This is a genomic window from Intestinimonas sp. HCP28S3_D6 (assembly GCF_052065695.1).
In the GTDB taxonomy this organism is placed as follows: domain Bacteria; phylum Bacillota; class Clostridia; order Oscillospirales; family Oscillospiraceae; genus Intestinimonas.
On sequence record NZ_JBQHTM010000017.1, the window covers coordinates 32,483 to 51,270 of the forward strand.

The window sequence follows — 18,788 nt, forward strand, 5'->3', positions numbered from 1 at the left end:
GGCTTAGATTTTTCCGCTGCCCTTCTGGACGGCGATGACACCAGTCCGGGCCACCTCCAGGATGGAGAAGGGCCGCAGGAGGCTCTCGAAGAGGTCCACCCGGTCGGGGGTGTCGGAAAGTTCTAGGGTCATACTGGTGCTGCTGATGTCGGCGATCTTGGCGCCCATGATTTGGCAGAGGTTCGCCACATCCTGGCGGGTCTTGGTGGAGGTGGACACCTTCACGATGATGAGCTCTCGGCCGATGAGCTTCTTCTCGTCCAGGGTGCGGACTTTGATGACGTCTACCAGCTTGTTGAGCTGCTTTTCCACCTGCTCCACCACATTGTTGCCGGAGTCCACAATGATGGTGATGCGGGAGATGTTCTTGTCGTCGGTGACGCCCACGGCCAGGCTCTCGATGTTGAAGGCCCGGCGGGCGAAGAGACCGGTGATGCGGTTGAGCACGCCGGCCCGGTTTTCCACCAGTACGGAAATGGTCTGGGTCATATGGCCTTCCTCCTTTCTTAAGTCATGGATGTGGTGGTCATGGGGTCCACGTCGCAGATAAGTAGATAGGGTCCGGACGCGGTGAGCATATCGCGGATGGCGCTGTCAACCTGACCGTCGTCGGAGATGCGCTTACTGGGGATGCCGTAGGCTTCGGCCAGCTTTTCAAAGTCGGGGGAGCCGGTGAGATCCACGCCGAAGGGGCCGCTGTAGCTGGAATACTGGATCTGGTGGACCAGGCCCAGCACCCCATTGTGGACCATGACGATCTTCACGTCGGTCCCCATGGCCTTCAGGGTGGCCAGCTCGTTTTCAAACATCTGGAAGCTGCCGTCGCCACAGACCACCACGGTCTGCCGGTCGGGGACGGCGGTCTTGACGCCGAGAGAGGCGGGGAGGGAGTAGCCCATGGTGCCCAGGCCGCCAGTAGTGAGGAAGCGGCCGTGCTTCATGGGCAGGTGTTTGGCCGCCCAGATCTGGTTCTGGCCCACATCCACGCAGACGCAGGCGTCGTCCTCCAGCTGCTCACCCAGAGTGCGCATGAGGTAGGAGGGGGTGACGCTGCCGGTGCCGGGAGCGGCAGCGGGATGAGGCTCGGCCTGCCGCCGGGCCTGGAGGTCGGCAATCCAGGCCTCGCTCTGGGCCTTGGGGTGGTGGGAGATGAGCTGTTCCAGGATGACCTTCACGTCGCCCACCACGGGCACCGTGGTGGAGAAGTTCTTGCCGATCTCGGCGGGGTCCACATCCAGGTGGACGGTCTTGGTACGGCTGGCAATCTCCTTGGGGGAGGTCACCGCCCGGTCGGCGGCCCGGGCGCCGGCAATGATGAGCAGGTCGGTGGTGTTGAGGGCCCGGTTGGCGGTGGGGGTACCGAAGGCACCGATCATGCCCAGGTTCAGGGGGTGGTTCCTGGGCAGCAGCCCCAGGCCCATCATGGTGGTGACTACCGGGATGCGGGCGCTCTCGCACAGGGTGATCAGCTCTTCCTGGGCCTTGGCGCTGAAGAGACCGCCGCCCACGCACAGCAGGGGTTTCTGGGCGGCGGAGATGGAGGCGGCCACCCGCTTGATCTGGTTGTCGTTGCCCTTGACGCTGGGCTTGTAGCCCCGGATGTCCACGCTGTCGGGGTAGACGGGGTCGATCATCTGCTGCTGGATGTCGATGGGGATGTCGATGAGCACGGGGCCCTGCCGACCGGTGGAGGCGATGTGGAAGGCCTCCTTGACGACGCGGGGAATATCGTTGGCGTCCTTCACTAGGTAGCTGTGCTTGATGAAGGGGGCACAGGCGCCGGTGATGTCCACCTCCTGAAAGATGTCCCGGCCCAGCAGGTAGCTCTGGACCTGGCCGGTGATGGCCACCATGGGGATGGAGTCCATGTAGGCGGTGGCGATGCCGGTGATGAGGTTGGTGGCGCCGGGACCGGAGGTCACCATGCACACACCGGGCTTGCCAATCATGCGGGCGTAACCGGAGGCCATGTGACCGGCGTTCTGTTCCGTGCGGACCAGGGTGTAGGCGATGTCGGTGGCGGCCAGGGCATCCACAGCGGGGCAGATAGTGGCGCCGGCATAGCCGAATACCCGCTCCACCCCCTCGCGCTTAAGGCTCTCCATCAGGGCCTGGGCTCCGTTGATCATGCAGCATTCCTCCTCGAGTTTCAAAATAGGAAAAGCTCCCGGTGACCGGAAGCGGGGTTGTGCTAGAAAAGGGACAAATATGCAAAAAGACTTCGTCCTCTCTAGGACGAAGTCTTACTCCGTGGTACCACCTAAATTCGCAGGCAAACGCCCGCGCGCTTTCATCCCCGGTAACGGGGGGAACCGTCGCCCCCTACTGGAAGTTCAAGGGCGCAGCTCACGAGCGACTTTCTCCCGGCCCCTCACGGGAGCTCACACCTGCCGCTCCCTCTCTGGGCTTGCGAGACCGATTTACTTACCCGGTCATTGCTGTTTTCGCAATATAAAAATGTGACATTAGTCATCATGATACAACTGCTAGGTCCATTTGTCAACGGTGGATTTTTAGAAAAAACAAAAAAATTCGCATTCCGAACAAGTGAAGCGGAGAATTGCAGGCGCTTGCCTTAAACCGCAGGCGGACGGAGGGAAAAGGCAAATTTATTTTCCCTAATTTCGGCGCTTTTTTCGCTGGAAATGCTGGACATTTTTGATTGGTAGTACTATTATAATAAAGATTCGAGCATGCCCTATGCAGGGGGTCGGATCATTGGGGAGAAGGCAGGCCGGTGAGAACGGACTGCCCATCGGGAAGGACCGCTGAACAAATGACTGAGCATTCTGACAGCCACTTGTTCAGCGGCCTAAATTCGGAAGCAGAGGTTTGAAGTAATGACAGAGGTGATGCTATGAGTCATAAGTTTTATGGCGGCGTCCACCCCGCCGAGCACAAGGAGGCAACGGAGCGCAAGCCTGTTGTCCCGCTGGAGGAAGCTCCGGCTCAGGTGGTGATCCCCATGTCCATGCATGTGGGCGCTCCCTGCAAGCCCATCGTGGCTGTGGGGGATGAGGTGAAGGTTGGCCAGAAGATCGGCGAGATCGCCGGTCTGGGCGCTCCCATTCACGCCAGCGTCTCCGGCAAGGTCGTGGCCGTGGAGGCCCGGCCCCATCCCGGCGGAGGCAAAATGATGTCCGTGGTCATCGAGAACGATTTCCAGGACACTCCCTGTGAGACCATCAAGCACCGTGACAATGTGGATGTCCTCACTCCCCAGGAGATCATCGACATCGTCAAGGAAGCCGGTATCACCGGTATGGGCGGCGCGGGCTTCCCCACCCACGTCAAGCTCTCCGGCGCGGTGGGCAAAGTCGACGCCATCCTCATCAATGGCGCTGAGTGTGAGCCCTACATCACCGCCGACCACCGGCTCATGCTGGAGCGCGGCGAGGCCGTTCTGGGCGGCGTGGGCTTTATCATGAAGGCCCTTGGCCTGAAGGAGGCCACCATCGGCATCGAGGGCAACAAGCTCGACGCCGTGGAGCACCTGAAGAGCCTGCTCCCCGCCGACAGCGGCATCCATATCGAGACCCTGAAGACCCGCTACCCCCAGGGCGCTGAGAAGCAGCTCATCCAGCGGATCACCGGCCGTGAGGTGCCCCCCGGAGGCCTGCCCGCCGACGTGGGCTGCACCGTGTTTAACGTGGCCACCGCCTCCGCTATTTACGACGCGGTCACCGAGGGCAAGCCCCTCACCCACCGCAACGTCACCCTGACCGGCGGCGCCATGGCCCGGCCCATGAACGTCAACGCCCCCATCGGCACCCCCATCGAGCACCTCATCAAGATGGCCGGCGGGTTCCAGACCCAGCCCCAGCGCCTCCTGATGGGCGGCCCCATGATGGGCAACCCCCAGTACGATCTCACCGCCCCCATGATGAAGGGCACCAACTGTATCCTGGCCCTCACCGACGCCGAGGCTGCCGTGCAGGACACCGAGCAGACCTGCATCCGCTGCGGCAAGTGTGTCAACGCCTGCCCCATGCACCTCATGCCCCTCTACATGCGTATGTACAGCATGAAGCGCGACTGGGACAAGGTCCAGGAGTACAACGTGATGGACTGCATGGAGTGCGGTTCCTGCAACTACATCTGCCCCGCCCGGATCCACCTGGTCCAGACCTTCCGGATGGCCAAGTTTGAGATCCGCGGTCTCCAGCAGAAAGCGAAAGCGAAGGAGGCGGCCAAAGCATGAGCAACGAGAATAAGCTGCTGGGGGTAGCTTCCTCCCCCCACGTCTCCTCTCCCATCGGCACCCGCTCCCTGATGCTGGATGTGCTGATCGCCCTGGTGCCCGCTCTGTGCGCGGCTGTGTACTTCTTCGGCCCCCGGGCCCTCATCGCCACCATCATCTCTGTGGTGGCCTGTGAGATCTTCGAGATCGGTTACCGCAAGCTCCTCCACAAGACCCAGACCAGCGGCGACCTGTCTGCCGCCGTCACCGGTGTGCTGCTGGCCTTTGTCTGCCCCGTGACCCTGCCCTACTGGATGCTGATCATCGGCGACTTTTTCGCCATCGTGGTGGTCAAGCAGCTCTTCGGCGGCCTGGGCAAGAACTTCATCAACCCCGCCCTGGGCGGCCGTGCCTTCCTGATGCTCAGCTACCCGGTGGCCATGACCACCTGGGCTGTGCCTGGCAAGTGGTCCGGCCTCATCTCCGCTGCCGACGCCGTCACTGGCGCCACCCCCCTGTCCGTGGATTTCATGCACTCCGGTGTTCTGCCTGAGGCCAGCATCATGGACATGTTCGTGGGCAATGTGGGCGGCTGCATCGGCGAGGTCTCCGCTGTGATGCTTCTGGCCGGCGGTATCTACCTCATCGCCCGGGGCGTCATCCGTCCCAACATCCCCGTGGCCTTCATTGCCACCGTGGCGGTGCTCACCTTCATCTTCCCCCAGGGCGGCAACGACCGCGTCACCTGGATGCTCTATGAGCTGCTGGGCGGCGGCCTGTTCCTGGGTGCCTTCTTCATGGCCACCGACTATGTGACCAGCCCCACCAGCCCCAAGGGTGAGATCGTCTTCGGCATCGGCTGTGGCCTGCTCACCGTGTTTATCCGCTACTTCGGCGGCTATCCCGAGGGCGTCAGCTACGCCATCCTCATCATGAACGTGTGCGTGTGGTTCATCGATCAGGCGACCAAGCCCGCCCGCTTCGGCTTCACCAAAGAGATGAAGGAGAAGGCTAAGGCTGCCAAGAAAGCTGCAAAGGAGGGCGCCGCCAAATGAGCGATTCCGTTGTTATGAAGAAAAAAGAGGCGGGTCCGGTCCAGCTGATCGTCACCCTGTTCGCCATCAGCGCCATCTGCGCCGTGCTGCTGGGCCTGGTGAACAACATCACCATGGGTCCCATCGAGGTGGCCACTCAGGCCAAGACCCAGGCCGCCATGGAGGCTGTGCTTCCCGCTGACAGCTATACCGAGGTGGCATACACCGGCGGTGATCCTCTCGTTACAAAGGTCTACCAGGCCGGCGACGCCGGCTATGTGGTCCAGGTCGCGCCCTCCGGCTTCGGCGGCGTACTGGACATCATGGTGGGCGTGAACACCGACGGCACCTGCTCCGGCGTGTCCATCATCAGCCACTCCGAGACCTCTGGTCTGGGCGCCAACGCCACCAAGGAGGACTTCCGGAGCCAGTTCGTGGGCAAGTCCAATGTGGCCGTCACCAAGGACGGCGGCGAGATCGCCGCTCTCACCGGCGCCACCATCACCTCCCGCGCGGTCTGCAGCGGCGTCAATGCTGCCATCACCGCCGTGGGCACTCTGGGTTAAGGAGGTTAGACCATGGACATTAAGAAACAATTCAAGGAAGGTCTGGTCACCCAGAACCCCGTGCTGGTGCAGCTGCTGGGCATGTGCTCCACCATGGCCATCACCACTGTGTTCTTCAACGGCGTGGGCATGGGCCTGTCCGTGCTCATCATCCTGACCTGTTCCAACATCGTTATTTCCGCCCTGCGGAAGGTTATCCCCAACTCCATCCGTATCGCCTGCTTCATCGTGGTCATCGCCACCTTCGTGACCATCGTGGATCTGCTGCTCAAAGCCTTCGTACCGGCATTGTCGGATAGCTTGGGCGTGTTTATCCCACTGATCGTGGTGAACTGCATTATCCTGGGCCGTGCCGAGGGCTTCTGCTACAAGAACGGTGTGGCCGCCTCCGCTGTGGACGGCATCTTCCAGGGCATCGGCTACACCTGGGTGCTGGTGGTCATGTGCCTGGTCCGTGAGCTGCTGGGCAACGGCACCATCCTGGGTGGCCTGAGCTTCATCAACGACAGCAACGGCATCCGTATCCTGCCCGAGGGCGTGGGCGCTCTGGGCATCTCCCTCCCCGTGGGCGGCTTCCTGGTGCTGGCCTGCCTTATCGCCTTCATGCAGTGGGCCCTGGCTCGCTCCGAGAAGAAAAAAACTGAGGAGGTGGCTCAGTAATGGACGTGACACAACTCTTTTCCATCGCCCTGGGCGCTATCCTGGTCAATAACTTTATCTTCTCCCAGTTCCTGGGCATCTGCCCCTTCATGGGCGTTTCCAAAAAGGTGGACACCGCTCTGGGCATGGGCCTGGCCGTGACCTTCGTCATGGGTCTGGCCTCCGCCGTGTGCTGGATCATCAACGAGTACCTGCTGGTGAACCCCGCCATCTTCGGCGACGGCCCCAACCTGGCCTTCATGCAGACCATCGCCTTCATCCTGGTCATCGCCTCTCTGGTGCAGTTCGTGGAGATGTTCCTGAAGAAGAACGTCCCCTCCCTGTATCAGGCTCTCGGTATCTATCTGCCCCTCATCACCACCAACTGCGCCGTGCTGGGCGTGGTGCTGCTGAACGTGCAGAACAACTACAACTTCATCGAGAGCGTTGTCTACGGCATCACCGGCGGCCTGGGCTTCCTGCTGGCCATCTTCCTCTTCGCCAGTGTCCGTGAGCGCCTGGACGCCACCATGGACTGCCCCAAGGCTTTTGAGGGCTTCCCCATCGCTCTGGTCACCGCCGGCCTCATCGCTCTGGCCTTCATGGGCTTCAGCGGCCTGAGCGTGTTTTAAGGAGGGGCTGAAATGAATCTGGTTTTATTTGCGTTCCTGGTCCTGGGTGGACTGGGTCTGATCTTCGGCGCCGTGCTGGCCTTCGCTTCCCGGGTGTTTGCCGTTGAGGTGGACCCCCGTGAGGAGGCCATCATCGGCTGCCTGCCCGGCGCCAACTGCGGCGGCTGCGGCTACGCTGGCTGCGGCGGCTACGCTGCCGCCGTGGTGAAGGGCGAGGCGCCCGTCAACAAGTGCGCCGCTGGCGGCGCCGCCGTGGCTGCCCAGATCGGTGAGATCATGGGCGTGGCCGCCGGTGACAGCGTCAAGATGGTGGCCACCGTCCACTGCACCGGCTGCGGTGTGGACCACCAGAAGTACGAGTACATCGGTGTCCACGACTGCGTGGCGGCTGCCCGCCTCCCCGGCGGTGGCCCCCTGAGCTGTGACTACGGCTGCCTGGGCATGGGCTCCTGTGAGAAGGTGTGTCCCTTCGACGCCATCCATGTCGTCAACGGCGTGGCCAAGGTGGACGAGGATAAGTGTAAGGCCTGCAACCAGTGCGTGGACATCTGCCCCCGCCACATCATTGCCCTGGAGCCCTACAAGACCAAGAAGCACGTCACCATCCCCTGCTCCTCCAAGGACAAGGGTCCTGCCGTCACCAAGGTCTGCTCTAACGGCTGCATTGGCTGCTCTCTGTGCGCCAAGTCCTGCCCCAAGGAAGCCATCACTATGGTCAACAACCTGGCCGTCATCGATTACGACAAGTGCGTCGGCTGCGGTATCTGCGCCCAGAAGTGCCCCCGCAAGCTGATCACTGTGGACGGCAAGGTGCCCGAGGTCAAGCCTGCGGCTCCCAAGGCTGCCGCTCCGGCCGCCCCCAAGGCCGCCGCCGAGGCTCCCAAGGCGGAGACCAAGGAGTAAGGCTCCTATTTCCATCCAACGTAAAAAAGACCTCCCGCCATCGGCGGGAGGCCTTTTTCTGTCTATAAAGTTCAGCAGCCGGTCATAATGCGGATGATCTCCTCATCGGTCTCCTTCATGCCCTCCTTGCCCAGGCGGGTTACGTTGCGGAGGGTGGACTCGATGCCCTTGGAGATGATACCGTCTCCGCCATGGAACTCCTGGCCGTTGAGGAACATGTAGTAGCCCAGGATGCCGGCGTCCACGGCGGCGGCGATCTTGCCGGCGCAGGAGGCCTTGGCGCCGTCGCAGATGATGCCGGAGGTGATGGCCAGGGCGTTGACGATGGTATGGGCGGCCTCCGTCCGGCCGCCGCCCAGCAGGTAGGCAATGCCCGCCCCGGCGCTGGCCCCGGCACTGACGGCGCCGCAGTAGGCCGACAGGCGGCCGATGCCTTCCTTTTGGTAGATGGCGGTGAGGTTGGACAGGGTGAGGGCACGGTAGAGGCGCTCCGGGGGGCTGTTCAGCTCCTTGGCGTACTCAATGACGGGCAGGGAGACCGTCATGCCCTGGTTACCGCTGCCGGAGTTGATGACCACGGGCAGTTCACAGCCGCTCATGCGGGCGTCGGAGCCGGCGGCGGCGGCAGCACGGGCCCGGACCTTCACGTCGTCGCCGTAGATCTTCAGCAGGGTGGAGCCGATGTTGGCGCCCCAGTCCCCCTGGAGCCCTTCCCGGGAAATAGCGGTGTTATAGGCGATCTGGCGGTCCAGCAGGGGCTTTACATCCTCGATGTCCACCGTGTCGGCGAAGTCAAAGATGTCATCGAAGTCCATGAGGGCCCGGTCAGGGGAGGCGGCGGTGGCGGTGCCGCAGCCCACGGCGGGAGCCTCAAAAAGAGTCTCGCCGTCCTTCACCATGGACACGATGTTGGTGTGCTGATTGGCCACCCGGACACTGGCACTGTGGCCGCCGGAGCGGACGGTGACGGTGACGTCCAGTACCAGGTCAGTGTCGGCGGGGAGGACCTGGATGGAGGTGGTCTCCAGGTAGCGGCCCAAGGCCTCCCGCTGCTCGGGAGTGACAGAGGCGATGACCTCCAGCTCACGGTTGGGGTCACCGGCCACCACGCCCACGGCGGCTGCGGTCTCAATGCCCTTCCGGCCCCCGGTGTTGGGCACCACCACACTCTTGACGTTCTTGATGATATTGCCGCTGGCGGCCACGGTGATGGCCTCGGGGAGTGCGCCCAGCAGCTCCCGGGCCTTGGCGGCGCAGAAGGAGATGGAGATGGGCTCGGTGCAGCCCATGGCGGGCACCAGCTCCTCGGCCAGGATGCGGAGATAGGCCGCATAACGGGGATCGTTCTGATTCACGGAAAGGTTCCTCCCACTCAATGTCTTCAATAAAAACTATTTTAATCCTTTTGTTGGAATCTGGCAAGAGAGAGGGAAAAATGGGCAAAAAAATCCCCCAGCCCGTTGGACTGGGGAATTTCATGCCTCAAAGGACTCAGGCCAGCTTGGCCTTGGCCAGCTCGGTGAGCTGGGTGAAGGCGGCCTTGTCGTTGACAGCCATCTCAGCCAGCATCTTGCGGTTGATGGCCACGCCGGCCTTCTTCAGGCCGTTCATGAAGGTGGAGTAGTTCATGCCGTTCATCTTGCAGGCGGCGGAGATGCGGGTGATCCACAGAGAGCGGATGTCACGCTTCTTCAGTCGGCGGCCGATGTAGGCGTACTTCAGGGACTTCATGACCTGCTCGTTGGCCATCTTGAAGTGCTTGCTCTTAGCGCCCCAGTAACCCTTCGCCAGCTTCAGGATCTTATTTCTTCTCTTGCGCGTCATCATTGCGCCTTTGACTCTAGCCATTGTCGATTAGCCTCCTATGTTATGGTAAAAAAGTTCTTATTTATAGGGGATCATGCGCTTGATGGCGGGCTCGTTGGTCTTGTCCGCATAAGCGCCGGCGCGGAGGCCTCTCTTGCGCTTGGTATCCTTGCCGTGGCCGTTGAGGAGGTGGGACTTGAAGGCGTGGGCGCGCTTGACCTTGCCGGTCTTGGTGAGGCTGAATCTCTTCTTCGCGCCGCTGTGGGTTTTCAGCTTGATCTTAGCCATATCAGTTGACTCCTTTTTTTTACTTTGTGGCTTCCTTGGCGTCCTTGGAGACCTTCGGAGACAGGAACATGTTCATGTGGCGGCCTTCCAGCTTGGGCTCCTTGTCCATGACGGCGACCTCGCTGCAGTCCTCCGCAAACTTCAGAAGCAGCTTTTTGCCGATGTCGGTGTGGGCCATCTCACGGCCGCGGAAGCGGACGGTGGCCTTCACCCGGTTGCCCTCGGACAGGAACTTCTGAGCATTGCGGAGCTTGACGTTGAAGTCGTTGACGTCGATGCCGGGAGACATGCGCACCTCTTTGATCTCCACGACGCGCTGGTTCTTCCTGGCCTCCTTCTCCCGCTTGGCCTGCTCGAACTTGAACTTGCCGTAGTCCATAAGCTTGCACACGGGAGGATTGGCGGTAGGAGAGATCTTCACCAGGTCCAGGTTGGCCTCCTCGGCCTTGGCCAGGGCCTCACGGGCCGACATGATGCCCAGCTGCTCTCCGGTATCGGAGATCAGGCGGACCTCACGGTCCCGGATCTCGTCGTTGATCTGATGACTCATGTTGCTGATACGAAAGCACCTCCTAATCAAAATAAAACGCGGACACCCTAGAAGGGTACCCGCAATCGACAAGTCAAAACCACGCCGCGAAGGCGGCGGAATTTTTTCCATGTTGACCTCTTCGCCGGTGGCTGGAGGTGAGGACGGGGGTACCGCTCCTGCTTTGTTTTGCGGTAGTATTCTATCAGCATCTAACCGACTTGTCAAGCCCTTTTTTGCGCTCTCATCCATCTCCTGACATTGACATTCTAGAACTCATCGGGCATAATGGGGGCGAGCATAGAAAAGGAGGGGACCGGTGTGAAAAAAGGTAAGCTTGTGGCGCCCATCGTGGTAACGGTGCTGTTGTGCCTGTGGTTTGGCAGCTGGCTGGTCCTGTCCTGGACTGCGCCCGGCCTGTCCCTGTGGGCAAAACTGCTGGGCGCGGTGGTTCCCCTGGCGCTCATTGGCGTATCACTGTACGTATTGGCCCAACGGATCAAAGAAATAAGGAGCGGTGACGAAGATGATCTTGACAACTACTGAGACCATTTCCGGCAGGGAGCTGGAGACCCTGGGCCTGGTCCGGGGCAGCACCATCCAGTCCAAAAACATCGGCAAGGATATCACCCAGAGCTTCAAGACCTTGGTGGGCGGCGAGCTGAAGGCCTACACCGAGATGATGAACGAGGCCCGGGCTCTGGCCACCAAGCGCATGGTGGAGGACGCTCAGCAGCTGGGCGCCGACGCTGTGGTGTGCGTGCGCTATGCCTCGGCGGCCGTGATGCAGGGGGCGGCGGAGGTCATCGCCTATGGCACCGCTGTGAAATTCAAGTAAGACAGAACAGGAAACAGGAAAACGGCCCCGGTGTCCGATGGACGCCGGGGCCGTTTTTGTGTATGAACCGGAAACTTACAGCAGAATGACGCCGGCCTCCTGGCAGACCCGGAGGGTCTCGTCGTCCCACACGCTGGCTTGGACCTCGCCGATGTGGGCCTTGCCCAGCAGCTGGACGCACAGCCGGGACTGGCCGATGCCGCCGCCGATGGTGAGGGGGAGCTCCCCGGCCAGCAGAGCCTTGTGGAAGGGGAGGTTCCGGCGGTCGTCACAGCCGGCGATGGTGAGCTGGCGGTCCATGGCGGCGGGGTCCACCCGGATGCCCATGGAGGAGAGCTCCAGGGCCTTGCCCAGGACGGCATTCCACACCAAAATGTCGCCGTTGAGGGTCCAGTCGTCGTAGTCGGGAGCCCGGCCGTCGTGGGGCTTGCCGGACTTGAGGGCGCCGCCGATCTGCATGAGGAAGGTGGTGGGGTGGTCCTTCACCCAGGCGTTTTCCCGCTCCTTGGGGGAGAACTCAGGCCAGCGGTCCTCCAGTTCCTGGGTGGTGACGAAGCTCACGTCCCGGCTCACCTCGGGGAGGGACATGAGCTGGGGGAACATGGAGCGGATGGTGGTCTGGGTCTGGCAGACCGCCTCCACGATGGTGGTCACGGTGTGCTTGAGGTAGTCCACGTTGCGGTCCCGGGGGGCGATGACCTTCTCCCAGTCCCACTGGTCCACGTAGATGGAGTGGAGGTTGTCGGGCTGCTCGTCCCGGCGGATGGCGTTCATGTCGGTGTAGAGCCCCTCGCCCACGGAGAACTGGTAGCGGTGGAGGGCCATGCGCTTCCACTTGGCCAGGGAGTGGACCACCTGGGCATCCCGGCCGGCGGCGGGGATGTCGAAGGTGACAGGGCGCTCCACGCCATTGAGGTCGTCGTTGAGGCCGGTGCTGGCCTCCACGAAGAGGGGGGCGGAGACCCGGCGCAGGTTGAGAGCGCCGCCCAGGGTGTCCTCGAAGAGGCGCTTCAGAAGGCCGATGGCTTTCTGGGTATCATAGAGGTTGAGCCGGGGGGCGTAGCCCTCGGGGATGTAGGACTGGTCCATAGGATGGTGGCTCCTTTACGGTAAAGTAGTGAAGCCATTATAATATGGCGGCGCCGGAATTGCAAGGCAAAAGGCGAGGTTTACAGGTCCTCAATGTCCTTCCGGTCCATGGTCCGGCGCTCGGTGAACCTCCGACGGGTGGTCTTATAGACCAGCAGGAAAATGAGGGTGGGCATGTTGAAAATCACCAGCACGGCTAGGGGGAGGAAGTAGAGGGAGGGGTGGAGCATGGTGCTCATGTTGAGCAGCAGGACCAACGTCCAGCCCAGGGAGTTGACCACCGACAGAATGGGCAGCACCCGTCCGGGCCAGGGGCTCTCCAGCCTGGCCAGAAAGTATTCCAGGATGGCCAGCAGAGCGGTGGGGAGGGCCAGATAGAGGCAGAGGATGGGGACGAGCATAAAAATGCGTACAGTGCTCATGGGGGAGTCTCCTTTGTTGTTTTATTATGGATGGAAGGATAGGGCGTGGGGCGGAGAAGGCGCGGGAAAAATGCGGAGGCTCACAGGTCCTGGAGATCCTTTCGGTCCATGGCCCGGCGCTCGGTGAATCTTTTTCGGGTGATCTTGTTAATCAGAAGAAAGAGGGCGGTGGGGATGTTGAAGATCACCAGCACGGCCAAGGGGAGAAAATAGAGGGAGGGGTGGAGCATGGTGCTCATGTTGAACAGCAGGACCAGCGTCCAGCCCAGGGCATGGACCACCGACAGGATGGGCAGTACCCGCCCTGGCCAGGGGCTTTCCATCCGTGCCAGGAAGTACTCCAAAACGCACAGAAAGGCGGTTGGGATGGCATAGGAGAGACAGAGTATGGGAAGGAACGTGAGCAGGGTGTTCAGCATGTTTGCGGCGTTCATCGTACTCATTGGGACCATAGAGCATTCTCCTTTGTCTTTTTCTAGGCGCGGATGAGGTACTCGGCAGCAGAATTGCAAGGCGAAAAGGGGGGAGGCCTACAGGTCCTGGATGTCCTTTCGGTCCATGGCCCGGAGCTCGGTAAACTTTTTGCGGGTGTTCTTGTAAATCAGCAGGAAGATGAGGGTGGGGATGTTGAACACCACCAGCGGGACCAGGGGCACCAGGAGCAGAAGGCCCGTTGCGGCGGAGGAGGACAGGTTGATCAGCCACATCAGCGCCCAGCCCAGGGCATGGACCACCGACAGGATGGGCAGTACCCGTCCGGGCCAGGGGCTCTCCAGCTTGGCCAGAAAGTACTCCAGAATGGCCAGCAGGGCGGTGGGGACGGCGTAGTAAAAGAAAAGCATAAAAAATATGGTAAGCGAGGTCATGTATTGCATGAGGAATCCTCCTTTGCCTTCCGATATTCGCTGATGAGGAGCTTGGCGGCGTCAAAGTCGATCTTCTCGTTGACGGCCAAACGCTTGATGAGGGCCACGTAGGGGTCGGCGGCCCGGTCGTCGGCCAGACGGATCTTCTGGATGAGCCGGTCCAGCCGCAGCCGGACGGTGGGGTAGCTCACCCCGTACTCTCCGGCCACCTCCTTGAGGGAGCCGGAGGCCAGGAGGAACCGCCGGATGAAGGCCATGTCCTCCTCCTCCAGCTCTGCCATCCACTCAGGCACCACGGAGATCAATATCATTCACTCCTTTTAAAATTTTATTTTTAATAATATTGATTATAAACTTTAATTTTATGAAAGTCAAGAGTGGAAAGAAAACCAGGGTTGCCCTTTGGTTTTGAAGCGTGCTATAATACATTTAATTATCCAAAAAGAATCTCAGAGGAGGAATGAGCGTGGATACAAAACTGCTGCGCCTTCTGGAGAACGACTGCACCTTGACCCGGGAGCAGCTGGCCTCCATGGCCGATATGACCGTGGAAGAAGTCAACGCCGCCATCAAGGAGTACGAGGAGAAGAAGATCGTCCTGGGCTACAAGGCCATCGTGGACTGGGACCGCACCGATCGGGAGAGCGTCACCGCCCTCATCGAGGTCAAGGTGACCCCCCAGCGGGGGGAGGGCTTCGACCGGGTGGCCGAGCGGATTTACCAGTACGACGAGGTGGAGAGCGTCTACCTGATGTCGGGCGCCTTCGACCTCACCGTCATCATCTCCGGCCGCACCCTGCGGGAGGTGGCCGAGTTCGTGGGACAGCGCCTGGCCACCCTGGAGGATGTCACCGGTACCGCCACCCATTTCATCCTCAAGAAGTACAAGGAAAAACACCTGATCTTCGAAAAGCGTGAAGAGCAGGAGAGGGAGCTGATCTTCACATGAATTACGATGCCATCCTGTCCGACCGGATCAAGAACGTGCAGCCCTCCGGCATCCGGAAGTTCTTTGATATCCTGGAGGAGATGAAGGACGCCATCTCTCTCGGCATCGGTGAGCCCGACTTCGTCACCCCCTGGCACATCCGGGACGCGGGTATCTACTCCCTGGAGAAGGGCTTTACCAAGTACACCTCCAACGCCGGCATGGCCGGGCTGCGCCGGGAGATCGCCTCCTACCTGGAGCGCCGCTTCCAGCTCAAGTACGACTTTGCCAATCAGATCATCGTCACCGTGGGCGGCAGCGAGGCCATCGACCTGGCCCTCCGGTGCATGGTGAACCCCGGGGACGAGGTCATCGTGCCTGTGCCCTCCTTCGTCTGCTACGGCCCCCTGGCCAACATGGCCGGCGGCGTGCCGGTGTATGTGGAGACCAAGGCGGAGAATGAGTTCCGCCTCACCCCCGAGGAGCTCCGGGCGGCCATCACCCCCAAGACCAAAGTGCTGGTGCTGCCCTTCCCCAACAACCCCACCGGCGGTGTCATGGGCCGGGAGGACCTGGAGGCCATCGCCGAGGTCCTGCGGGGCACCGACATCATGGTGATCTCCGACGAGATCTACGCCGAGCTCACCTACGGCCAGCACCACGTGTCCCTGGCCAACATCCCCGACATGTACGAGCGGACCATCGTGGTCAACGGCTTCTCCAAGAGCCACGCCATGACCGGCTGGCGCATGGGCTACCTGTGCGGGCCCGCTCCCCTCATCCAGCAGATGCTCAAGCTCCACCAGTTCGGCATCATGTCCGCCCCCACCACCAGCCAGTACGCCGCCATCGAGGCCATGCGCAACGGCGACGCCGATATCGAGAAGATGCGGGACGAGTATGACGGACGCCGCCGGTACCTGGTGGAGGGCCTGCGCCGCATCGGCCTGCCCTGCTTCGAGCCCAAGGGCGCCTTCTATGTTTTCCCCGACATCCGGGGCACCGGCCTCTCCTCCGAGGAGTTTTGCGAGCGGTTCCTCATGGAGGAGAAGGTGGCCGTCATCGCCGGCAACGCCTTCGGCCCCGGTGGCGAAGGCTTCGTCCGCTGCTGCTACGCCACCAGCATGAAGGACATCGCCGAAGCTCTCACCCGTATGGACAATTTCCTCACCAACCTGAAAAAGAAGCAGGCCCGAGAGCAGGGCTGACCTGCCCGTTACATGAAGAGGAGGCGTCTTATGAACATCGTCTGTCTGGACATGGAGGGGGTCCTGGTCCCGGAGATCTGGATCGCCTTCGCCGAAGCAAGCGGCATCCCGGAGCTCAAGCGCACCACCCGGGATGAGCCCGACTACAACAAGCTGATGGACTTCCGCCTGAACATCCTGAAGGAGCACGGCCTGGGTCTGAAGGAGATCCAGGCGGTCATCGCCAAGATCGACCCCCTGCCTGGGGCAAAGGAGTTTTTGGACGAGCTGCGCTCCGTTACCCAGGTCATCATCCTCAGCGACACCTTTGAGCAGTTCGCCCAGCCCCTGATGAAGAAGCTGGGCTGGCCCACCCTCTTCTGCAACAGCCTGGAGGTGGCGCCCGACGGCACCATCACCGGCTTCCGCATGCGCTGCGAGCAGTCCAAGCTCACCACGGTGAAGGCCCTCCAGTCCATCGGCTTCGAGACCATCGCCGCTGGGGATAGCTTCAACGACCTGGGGATGATCCAGGCCAGTAAGGCCGGCTTCCTCTTCAAGAGTACGGAGCAGATCAAGGCCGACCACCCCGAGCTGCCCGCCTATGAGGAGTTCGGCGACCTGCTGCGTGCCATCAAGGCCGCCCTTTGACGGGCGGAGACTCGTAAATCAAAAAAGAGAGGCGATCCGCCATGGACGAGCGATTCCAAGGCCTGCCCTTCGGGCCGGCTGACATCCTGCTGCCACAGAACTGTGACCTCACCCGCTGGGCGGTGGTGGCCTGCGATCAATATACCTCCCAGCCGGAGTACTGGCAGCGGGTGGAGCGGTTTGTGGGCAGCGAACCCTCCGCACTCCACCTCATCCTGCCGGAGAGCTCTCTGGACGGCCCCAACGTGGAGACCGACATCATGGATGTGACCAACACCATGAGCCGCTACCTCCGGGAGGGGATCTTCCGCACCTGCCCCAACGCCCTCATCTATGTGGAGCGCACCCTGGAGTCGGGGAAGGTCCGCAAGGGCCTGGTGGGCATGGTGGATTTGGAGGAATACGACTACGAGGTGGGAGCCACCACCTCCATCCGCTGCACCGAGGGCACCATCCTTAGCCGCATCCCGCCCCGGGTGGCGGTGCGGAAGAACGCCTCGGTGGAGCTGCCCCACGTGATGCTCCTCGCCGATGACCCAAAGGCCACCGTCATCGAACCCCTCACCGCCTCCAAGGACCGGCTGGAGAAGTGCTATGACTTTGAGCTCATGGAGAACTCTGGCCACCTGCGGGGCTGGCTGCTGGACGAGGAGGAGATCGGCCGGGTGGCCCAAGCCCTTCATGCTCTGGCCGACCCCGATACCTTCCACGCCCGGTATGGCGCCAGGGAGGTCCTCCTCTTCGCCGTGGGGGACGGCAACCACTCTCTGGCCACCGCCAAGGCCTGCTATGAGCGGCAGAAAGCCCGGCTCTTCCCAGAGCAGTGGGCGGATCTGCCCGCCCGGTACGCCCTGGTGGAGCTGGTCAACCTCCACGACCCCACCCTGGAGTTCGAGCCCATCCACCGGGTCCTCTTCGGCGTGAACGCCGCCGAGCTACTGGAGGACCTGAAGAACGCCCACCCCGGCGCCTATGAGGGCGTGGGGGAGGAAGGCCATGTGCTGCGCTACGTGTGGGAACAGGGGGCGGGGGCCATCACCGTGCCCCACCCGGATGCCGCCCTGCCGGTGGCCACCCTTCAGACCTTCCTGGACCGGTGGCTCTCTATCCACAAGGGGCGCATCGACTACATACACGGCGCCGACGTGGCCCGTTCCCTGGCCGATCAGCCGGGGAACCTGGCCTTCCTGCTGCCCGCCATGGGCAAGGAGGAGCTCTTCCCCACCGTCCTCCACGATGGCGCCCTGCCCCGCAAGACCTTCTCTATGGGGGAGGCCCAGGACAAGCGCTTTTACCTGGAGGGGCGGAAGATCCGATAACGGCCCGGCGCGGGCCGGAGAAAGGATGTGACCGGACATGCCCAAGGAGACGGTACTGGCCCGGGCCAAGCTGAATCTGACCCTGGACGTGCTGGGCAAACGGCCCGACGGCTACCACGACCTGAAGATGGTCATGCAGTCGGTGGACCTGTCCGACACTCTCACGGTGGAGACGGGGACGGGGGAGGACCTGAAGGTCCGCACCGACCTGAGCTTTCTGCCCAACAACGAGAAAAATCTGGCCGCCGCCGCCGCCCTGGCTTTTCAGAACCAGACGGGCCGGGACCTGGGGGGCGTGGCCATCGCCATCGAAAAGCACATCCCCGTCTGCGCCGGTATGGGGGGCGGCTCATCCGACGCTGCCGCCGTGCTGCGGGCCTTGAATGGGATGCTGGGGACGAAATATGCCCCCCTGGATCTGGCCAGAATCGGGGAGGTGGTGGGCTCCGACGTGCCCTACTGTGTCCTGGGCGGCACCGCCCTGGCCGAGGGCAGGGGGGAGGTCCTCACCCCGCTGCCCGCCCTGCCCCGGTGCCATGTGGTCATCTGCAAGCCGGCCTTTTCCATCTCTACCCCGGAGCTCTTCCGGGCGGTGGATGGGGTGCGGCTCAAGTGCCGGCCCGACACCGACGGTGTCCTCTCCGCCCTGGCGGCGGGGGACCTGGGGGGTGTGGCCCGGCGGATGTATAACGTCTTTGAGGACGTGCTGCCCCCACGGCAGCAGGCCGAGGTCCGGGGCATCCGGTCGGTGCTGGTGGAGCACGGCGCTCTAGGCGCCAACATGAGCGGCACCGGCCCCACTGTCTTCGGGCTCTTTGACGACCTGGACCAGGCCCGGAGCGCGTGGGAGGAGTTGAAGCAGACCTACCGGGACGCATTTCTCACGGAAACGGTATAATATCAAATACGCC

Annotated in this window: 24 protein-coding genes and 1 other annotated feature; of the genes, 13 read left to right on the top strand and 11 right to left on the bottom strand. The window is 62.0% G+C overall.

Features of this window, described 5'->3' with window-relative positions:
- Positions 1-3: 3 nt before the first annotated feature.
- Together ilvN and ilvB are read right to left on the bottom strand one after the other, a co-directional pair.
- Positions 4-489 (bottom strand): acetolactate synthase small subunit, encoded by a 486-nt coding sequence (gene ilvN, locus ACTNBK_RS07530; protein ID WP_130850473.1) that lies wholly within the window; start codon positions 487-489, stop codon positions 4-6.
- 17 nt (positions 490-506) lie between these two features.
- Positions 507-2,129 (bottom strand): biosynthetic-type acetolactate synthase large subunit, encoded by a 1,623-nt coding sequence (gene ilvB, locus ACTNBK_RS07535; protein ID WP_441145006.1) that lies wholly within the window; start codon positions 2,127-2,129, stop codon positions 507-509.
- A gap of 99 nt (positions 2,130-2,228) precedes the next feature.
- Positions 2,229-2,445: a binding site (T-box leader), on the bottom strand.
- Positions 2,446-2,857: 412 nt separating this feature from the next.
- On the opposite strand from ilvB, the gene rsxC reads away from it, so the two are divergent.
- Genes rsxC through rnfB form a run of 6 tightly spaced genes read left to right on the top strand, consistent with a single transcriptional unit; the run spans position 2,858 to position 7,954 of the window.
- Positions 2,858-4,201 (top strand): electron transport complex subunit RsxC, encoded by a 1,344-nt coding sequence (gene rsxC / locus ACTNBK_RS07540; RefSeq protein ID WP_441145008.1) that lies wholly within the window; start codon positions 2,858-2,860, stop codon positions 4,199-4,201.
- A complete protein-coding gene (locus ACTNBK_RS07545) occupies positions 4,198-5,235 on the top strand; it encodes an RnfABCDGE type electron transport complex subunit D (protein WP_441145010.1) in 1,038 nt (345 codons plus the stop codon). The genes rsxC and ACTNBK_RS07545 overlap by 4 nt, the downstream gene beginning before the upstream one ends.
- Positions 5,232-5,780 (top strand): RnfABCDGE type electron transport complex subunit G, encoded by a 549-nt coding sequence (locus ACTNBK_RS07550; RefSeq protein WP_441145012.1) that lies wholly within the window; start codon positions 5,232-5,234, stop codon positions 5,778-5,780. The genes ACTNBK_RS07545 and ACTNBK_RS07550 overlap by 4 nt, the downstream gene beginning before the upstream one ends.
- Positions 5,781-5,792: 12 nt before the next feature.
- Positions 5,793-6,440, top strand: coding sequence for an electron transport complex subunit RsxE (gene rsxE, locus ACTNBK_RS07555; protein ID WP_130850468.1), 648 nt, complete (start codon positions 5,793-5,795; stop codon positions 6,438-6,440).
- Positions 6,440-7,051 (top strand): electron transport complex subunit RsxA, encoded by a 612-nt coding sequence (gene rsxA / locus ACTNBK_RS07560; protein ID WP_130850467.1) that lies wholly within the window; start codon positions 6,440-6,442, stop codon positions 7,049-7,051. Before rsxE ends, rsxA begins: the two co-directional genes overlap by 1 nt.
- A 12-nt stretch (positions 7,052-7,063) precedes the next feature.
- A complete protein-coding gene (gene rnfB, locus ACTNBK_RS07565; protein WP_441145015.1) occupies positions 7,064-7,954 on the top strand; it encodes an RnfABCDGE type electron transport complex subunit B in 891 nt (296 codons plus the stop codon).
- 71 nt (positions 7,955-8,025) lie between these two features.
- On the opposite strand, the gene ACTNBK_RS07570 is transcribed toward rnfB, so the two are convergent.
- The 4 genes from ACTNBK_RS07570 to infC all read right to left on the bottom strand — a co-directional run bounded on the left by ACTNBK_RS07570 (position 8,026) and on the right by infC (position 10,598).
- Positions 8,026-9,309, bottom strand: a complete 1,284-nt coding sequence (locus ACTNBK_RS07570; protein ID WP_441145016.1) for an L-cysteine desulfidase family protein — start codon at positions 9,307-9,309, stop codon at positions 8,026-8,028.
- 136 nt (positions 9,310-9,445) lie between these two features.
- Entirely contained in the window at positions 9,446-9,802 is a 357-nt protein-coding gene (gene rplT / locus ACTNBK_RS07575) for a 50S ribosomal protein L20 (protein ID WP_441145017.1), read from the bottom strand.
- 36 nt (positions 9,803-9,838) lie between these two features.
- Entirely contained in the window at positions 9,839-10,048 is a 210-nt protein-coding gene (rpmI, locus tag ACTNBK_RS07580; RefSeq protein ID WP_130850464.1) for a 50S ribosomal protein L35, read from the bottom strand.
- A 19-nt stretch (positions 10,049-10,067) separates the two neighbouring features.
- On the bottom strand, positions 10,068-10,598 hold the full coding sequence (infC, locus tag ACTNBK_RS07585) for a translation initiation factor IF-3 (protein WP_294511717.1): 531 nt from the start codon (positions 10,596-10,598) through the stop codon (positions 10,068-10,070).
- A 300-nt stretch (positions 10,599-10,898) separates the two neighbouring features.
- Between infC and ACTNBK_RS07590 the strand changes: the two genes are divergently transcribed.
- Both ACTNBK_RS07590 and ACTNBK_RS07595 read left to right on the top strand, forming a co-directional pair.
- Positions 10,899-11,123, top strand: a complete 225-nt coding sequence (locus tag ACTNBK_RS07590; RefSeq protein ID WP_441145019.1) for a hypothetical protein — start codon at positions 10,899-10,901, stop codon at positions 11,121-11,123.
- Positions 11,104-11,415: a YbjQ family protein gene (locus tag ACTNBK_RS07595; protein ID WP_441145021.1), complete on the top strand. Its 312-nt coding sequence runs from the start codon at positions 11,104-11,106 to the stop codon at positions 11,413-11,415. Before ACTNBK_RS07590 ends, ACTNBK_RS07595 begins: the two co-directional genes overlap by 20 nt.
- Positions 11,416-11,490: 75 nt before the next feature.
- On the opposite strand, the gene asnA is transcribed toward ACTNBK_RS07595, so the two are convergent.
- The 5 genes from asnA to ACTNBK_RS07620 all read right to left on the bottom strand — a co-directional run bounded on the left by asnA (position 11,491) and on the right by ACTNBK_RS07620 (position 14,100).
- A complete protein-coding gene (asnA, locus tag ACTNBK_RS07600; RefSeq protein WP_441145023.1) occupies positions 11,491-12,504 on the bottom strand; it encodes an aspartate--ammonia ligase in 1,014 nt (337 codons plus the stop codon).
- 80 nt (positions 12,505-12,584) lie between these two features.
- Complete coding sequence (locus ACTNBK_RS07605; protein WP_441145025.1) at positions 12,585-12,926, bottom strand: hypothetical protein; 342 nt, start codon at positions 12,924-12,926, stop codon at positions 12,585-12,587.
- 80 nt (positions 12,927-13,006) lie between these two features.
- A complete protein-coding gene (locus tag ACTNBK_RS07610; protein WP_441145027.1) occupies positions 13,007-13,378 on the bottom strand; it encodes a hypothetical protein in 372 nt (123 codons plus the stop codon).
- Between the two features lie 78 nt (positions 13,379-13,456).
- Positions 13,457-13,801: a hypothetical protein gene (locus ACTNBK_RS07615; RefSeq protein WP_441145028.1), complete on the bottom strand. Its 345-nt coding sequence runs from the start codon at positions 13,799-13,801 to the stop codon at positions 13,457-13,459.
- The gene (locus tag ACTNBK_RS07620) at positions 13,789-14,100 is read right to left on the bottom strand and encodes a DUF2089 family protein (RefSeq protein ID WP_227605572.1); all 312 of its coding nucleotides are present in this window, start codon (positions 14,098-14,100) and stop codon (positions 13,789-13,791) included. Before ACTNBK_RS07620 ends, ACTNBK_RS07615 begins: the two co-directional genes overlap by 13 nt.
- Positions 14,101-14,252: 152 nt before the next feature.
- Here ACTNBK_RS07620 and ACTNBK_RS07625 point away from each other — a divergent pair, with 152 nt between their 5' ends.
- The 5 genes from ACTNBK_RS07625 to ispE are packed head-to-tail and all read left to right on the top strand — an operon-like array spanning position 14,253 to position 18,775.
- Positions 14,253-14,741, top strand: coding sequence for an Lrp/AsnC family transcriptional regulator (locus ACTNBK_RS07625; RefSeq protein ID WP_130850454.1), 489 nt, complete (start codon positions 14,253-14,255; stop codon positions 14,739-14,741).
- Positions 14,738-15,928, top strand: coding sequence for an aminotransferase class I/II-fold pyridoxal phosphate-dependent enzyme (locus ACTNBK_RS07630; protein WP_441145030.1), 1,191 nt, complete (start codon positions 14,738-14,740; stop codon positions 15,926-15,928). The genes ACTNBK_RS07625 and ACTNBK_RS07630 overlap by 4 nt, the downstream gene beginning before the upstream one ends.
- Before the next feature lie 30 nt (positions 15,929-15,958).
- Positions 15,959-16,558, top strand: coding sequence for a bifunctional phosphoserine phosphatase/homoserine phosphotransferase ThrH (gene thrH / locus ACTNBK_RS07635; protein ID WP_441145032.1), 600 nt, complete (start codon positions 15,959-15,961; stop codon positions 16,556-16,558).
- A 41-nt stretch (positions 16,559-16,599) separates the two neighbouring features.
- On the top strand, positions 16,600-17,877 hold the full coding sequence (locus ACTNBK_RS07640; protein ID WP_441145034.1) for a DUF1015 domain-containing protein: 1,278 nt from the start codon (positions 16,600-16,602) through the stop codon (positions 17,875-17,877).
- A gap of 37 nt (positions 17,878-17,914) precedes the next feature.
- Positions 17,915-18,775: a 4-(cytidine 5'-diphospho)-2-C-methyl-D-erythritol kinase gene (gene ispE / locus ACTNBK_RS07645; protein WP_441145036.1), complete on the top strand. Its 861-nt coding sequence runs from the start codon at positions 17,915-17,917 to the stop codon at positions 18,773-18,775.
- Positions 18,776-18,788: the final 13 nt, after the last annotated feature.

Excerpts from the sequence above, each read along its gene's own strand:
- ACTNBK_RS07550 (WP_441145012.1), top strand. The coding sequence starts at position 5,232 with ATGAGCGATTCCGTTGTTATGAAGAAAAAAGAGGCGGGTCCGGTCCAG.
- rsxA (WP_130850467.1), top strand. The coding sequence starts at position 6,440 with ATGGACGTGACACAACTCTTTTCCATCGCCCTGGGCGCTATCCTGGTC.
- ACTNBK_RS07625 (WP_130850454.1), top strand. The coding sequence starts at position 14,253 with ATGAGCGTGGATACAAAACTGCTGCGCCTTCTGGAGAACGACTGCACC.
- ACTNBK_RS07610 (WP_441145027.1), bottom strand. The coding sequence starts at position 13,378 with ATGGTCCCAATGAGTACGATGAACGCCGCAAACATGCTGAACACCCTG.
- ilvN (WP_130850473.1), bottom strand. The coding sequence starts at position 489 with ATGACCCAGACCATTTCCGTACTGGTGGAAAACCGGGCCGGCGTGCTC.
- infC (WP_294511717.1), bottom strand. The coding sequence starts at position 10,598 with ATGAGTCATCAGATCAACGACGAGATCCGGGACCGTGAGGTCCGCCTG.
- asnA (WP_441145023.1), bottom strand. The coding sequence starts at position 12,504 with ATGGACCAGTCCTACATCCCCGAGGGCTACGCCCCCCGGCTCAACCTC.
- ACTNBK_RS07630 (WP_441145030.1), top strand. The coding sequence starts at position 14,738 with ATGAATTACGATGCCATCCTGTCCGACCGGATCAAGAACGTGCAGCCC.
- ACTNBK_RS07640 (WP_441145034.1), top strand. The coding sequence starts at position 16,600 with ATGGACGAGCGATTCCAAGGCCTGCCCTTCGGGCCGGCTGACATCCTG.
- rnfB (WP_441145015.1), top strand. The coding sequence starts at position 7,064 with ATGAATCTGGTTTTATTTGCGTTCCTGGTCCTGGGTGGACTGGGTCTG.
- rsxC (WP_441145008.1), top strand. The coding sequence starts at position 2,858 with ATGAGTCATAAGTTTTATGGCGGCGTCCACCCCGCCGAGCACAAGGAG.
- ACTNBK_RS07595 (WP_441145021.1), top strand. The coding sequence starts at position 11,104 with ATGATCTTGACAACTACTGAGACCATTTCCGGCAGGGAGCTGGAGACC.
- ACTNBK_RS07615 (WP_441145028.1), bottom strand. The coding sequence starts at position 13,801 with ATGCAATACATGACCTCGCTTACCATATTTTTTATGCTTTTCTTTTAC.
- thrH (WP_441145032.1), top strand. The coding sequence starts at position 15,959 with ATGAACATCGTCTGTCTGGACATGGAGGGGGTCCTGGTCCCGGAGATC.
- rsxE (WP_130850468.1), top strand. The coding sequence starts at position 5,793 with ATGGACATTAAGAAACAATTCAAGGAAGGTCTGGTCACCCAGAACCCC.
- ACTNBK_RS07605 (WP_441145025.1), bottom strand. The coding sequence starts at position 12,926 with ATGAGCACTGTACGCATTTTTATGCTCGTCCCCATCCTCTGCCTCTAT.
- ACTNBK_RS07545 (WP_441145010.1), top strand. The coding sequence starts at position 4,198 with ATGAGCAACGAGAATAAGCTGCTGGGGGTAGCTTCCTCCCCCCACGTC.
- ispE (WP_441145036.1), top strand. The coding sequence starts at position 17,915 with ATGCCCAAGGAGACGGTACTGGCCCGGGCCAAGCTGAATCTGACCCTG.
- ilvB (WP_441145006.1), bottom strand. The coding sequence starts at position 2,129 with ATGATCAACGGAGCCCAGGCCCTGATGGAGAGCCTTAAGCGCGAGGGG.
- rplT (WP_441145017.1), bottom strand. The coding sequence starts at position 9,802 with ATGGCTAGAGTCAAAGGCGCAATGATGACGCGCAAGAGAAGAAATAAG.
- rpmI (WP_130850464.1), bottom strand. The coding sequence starts at position 10,048 with ATGGCTAAGATCAAGCTGAAAACCCACAGCGGCGCGAAGAAGAGATTC.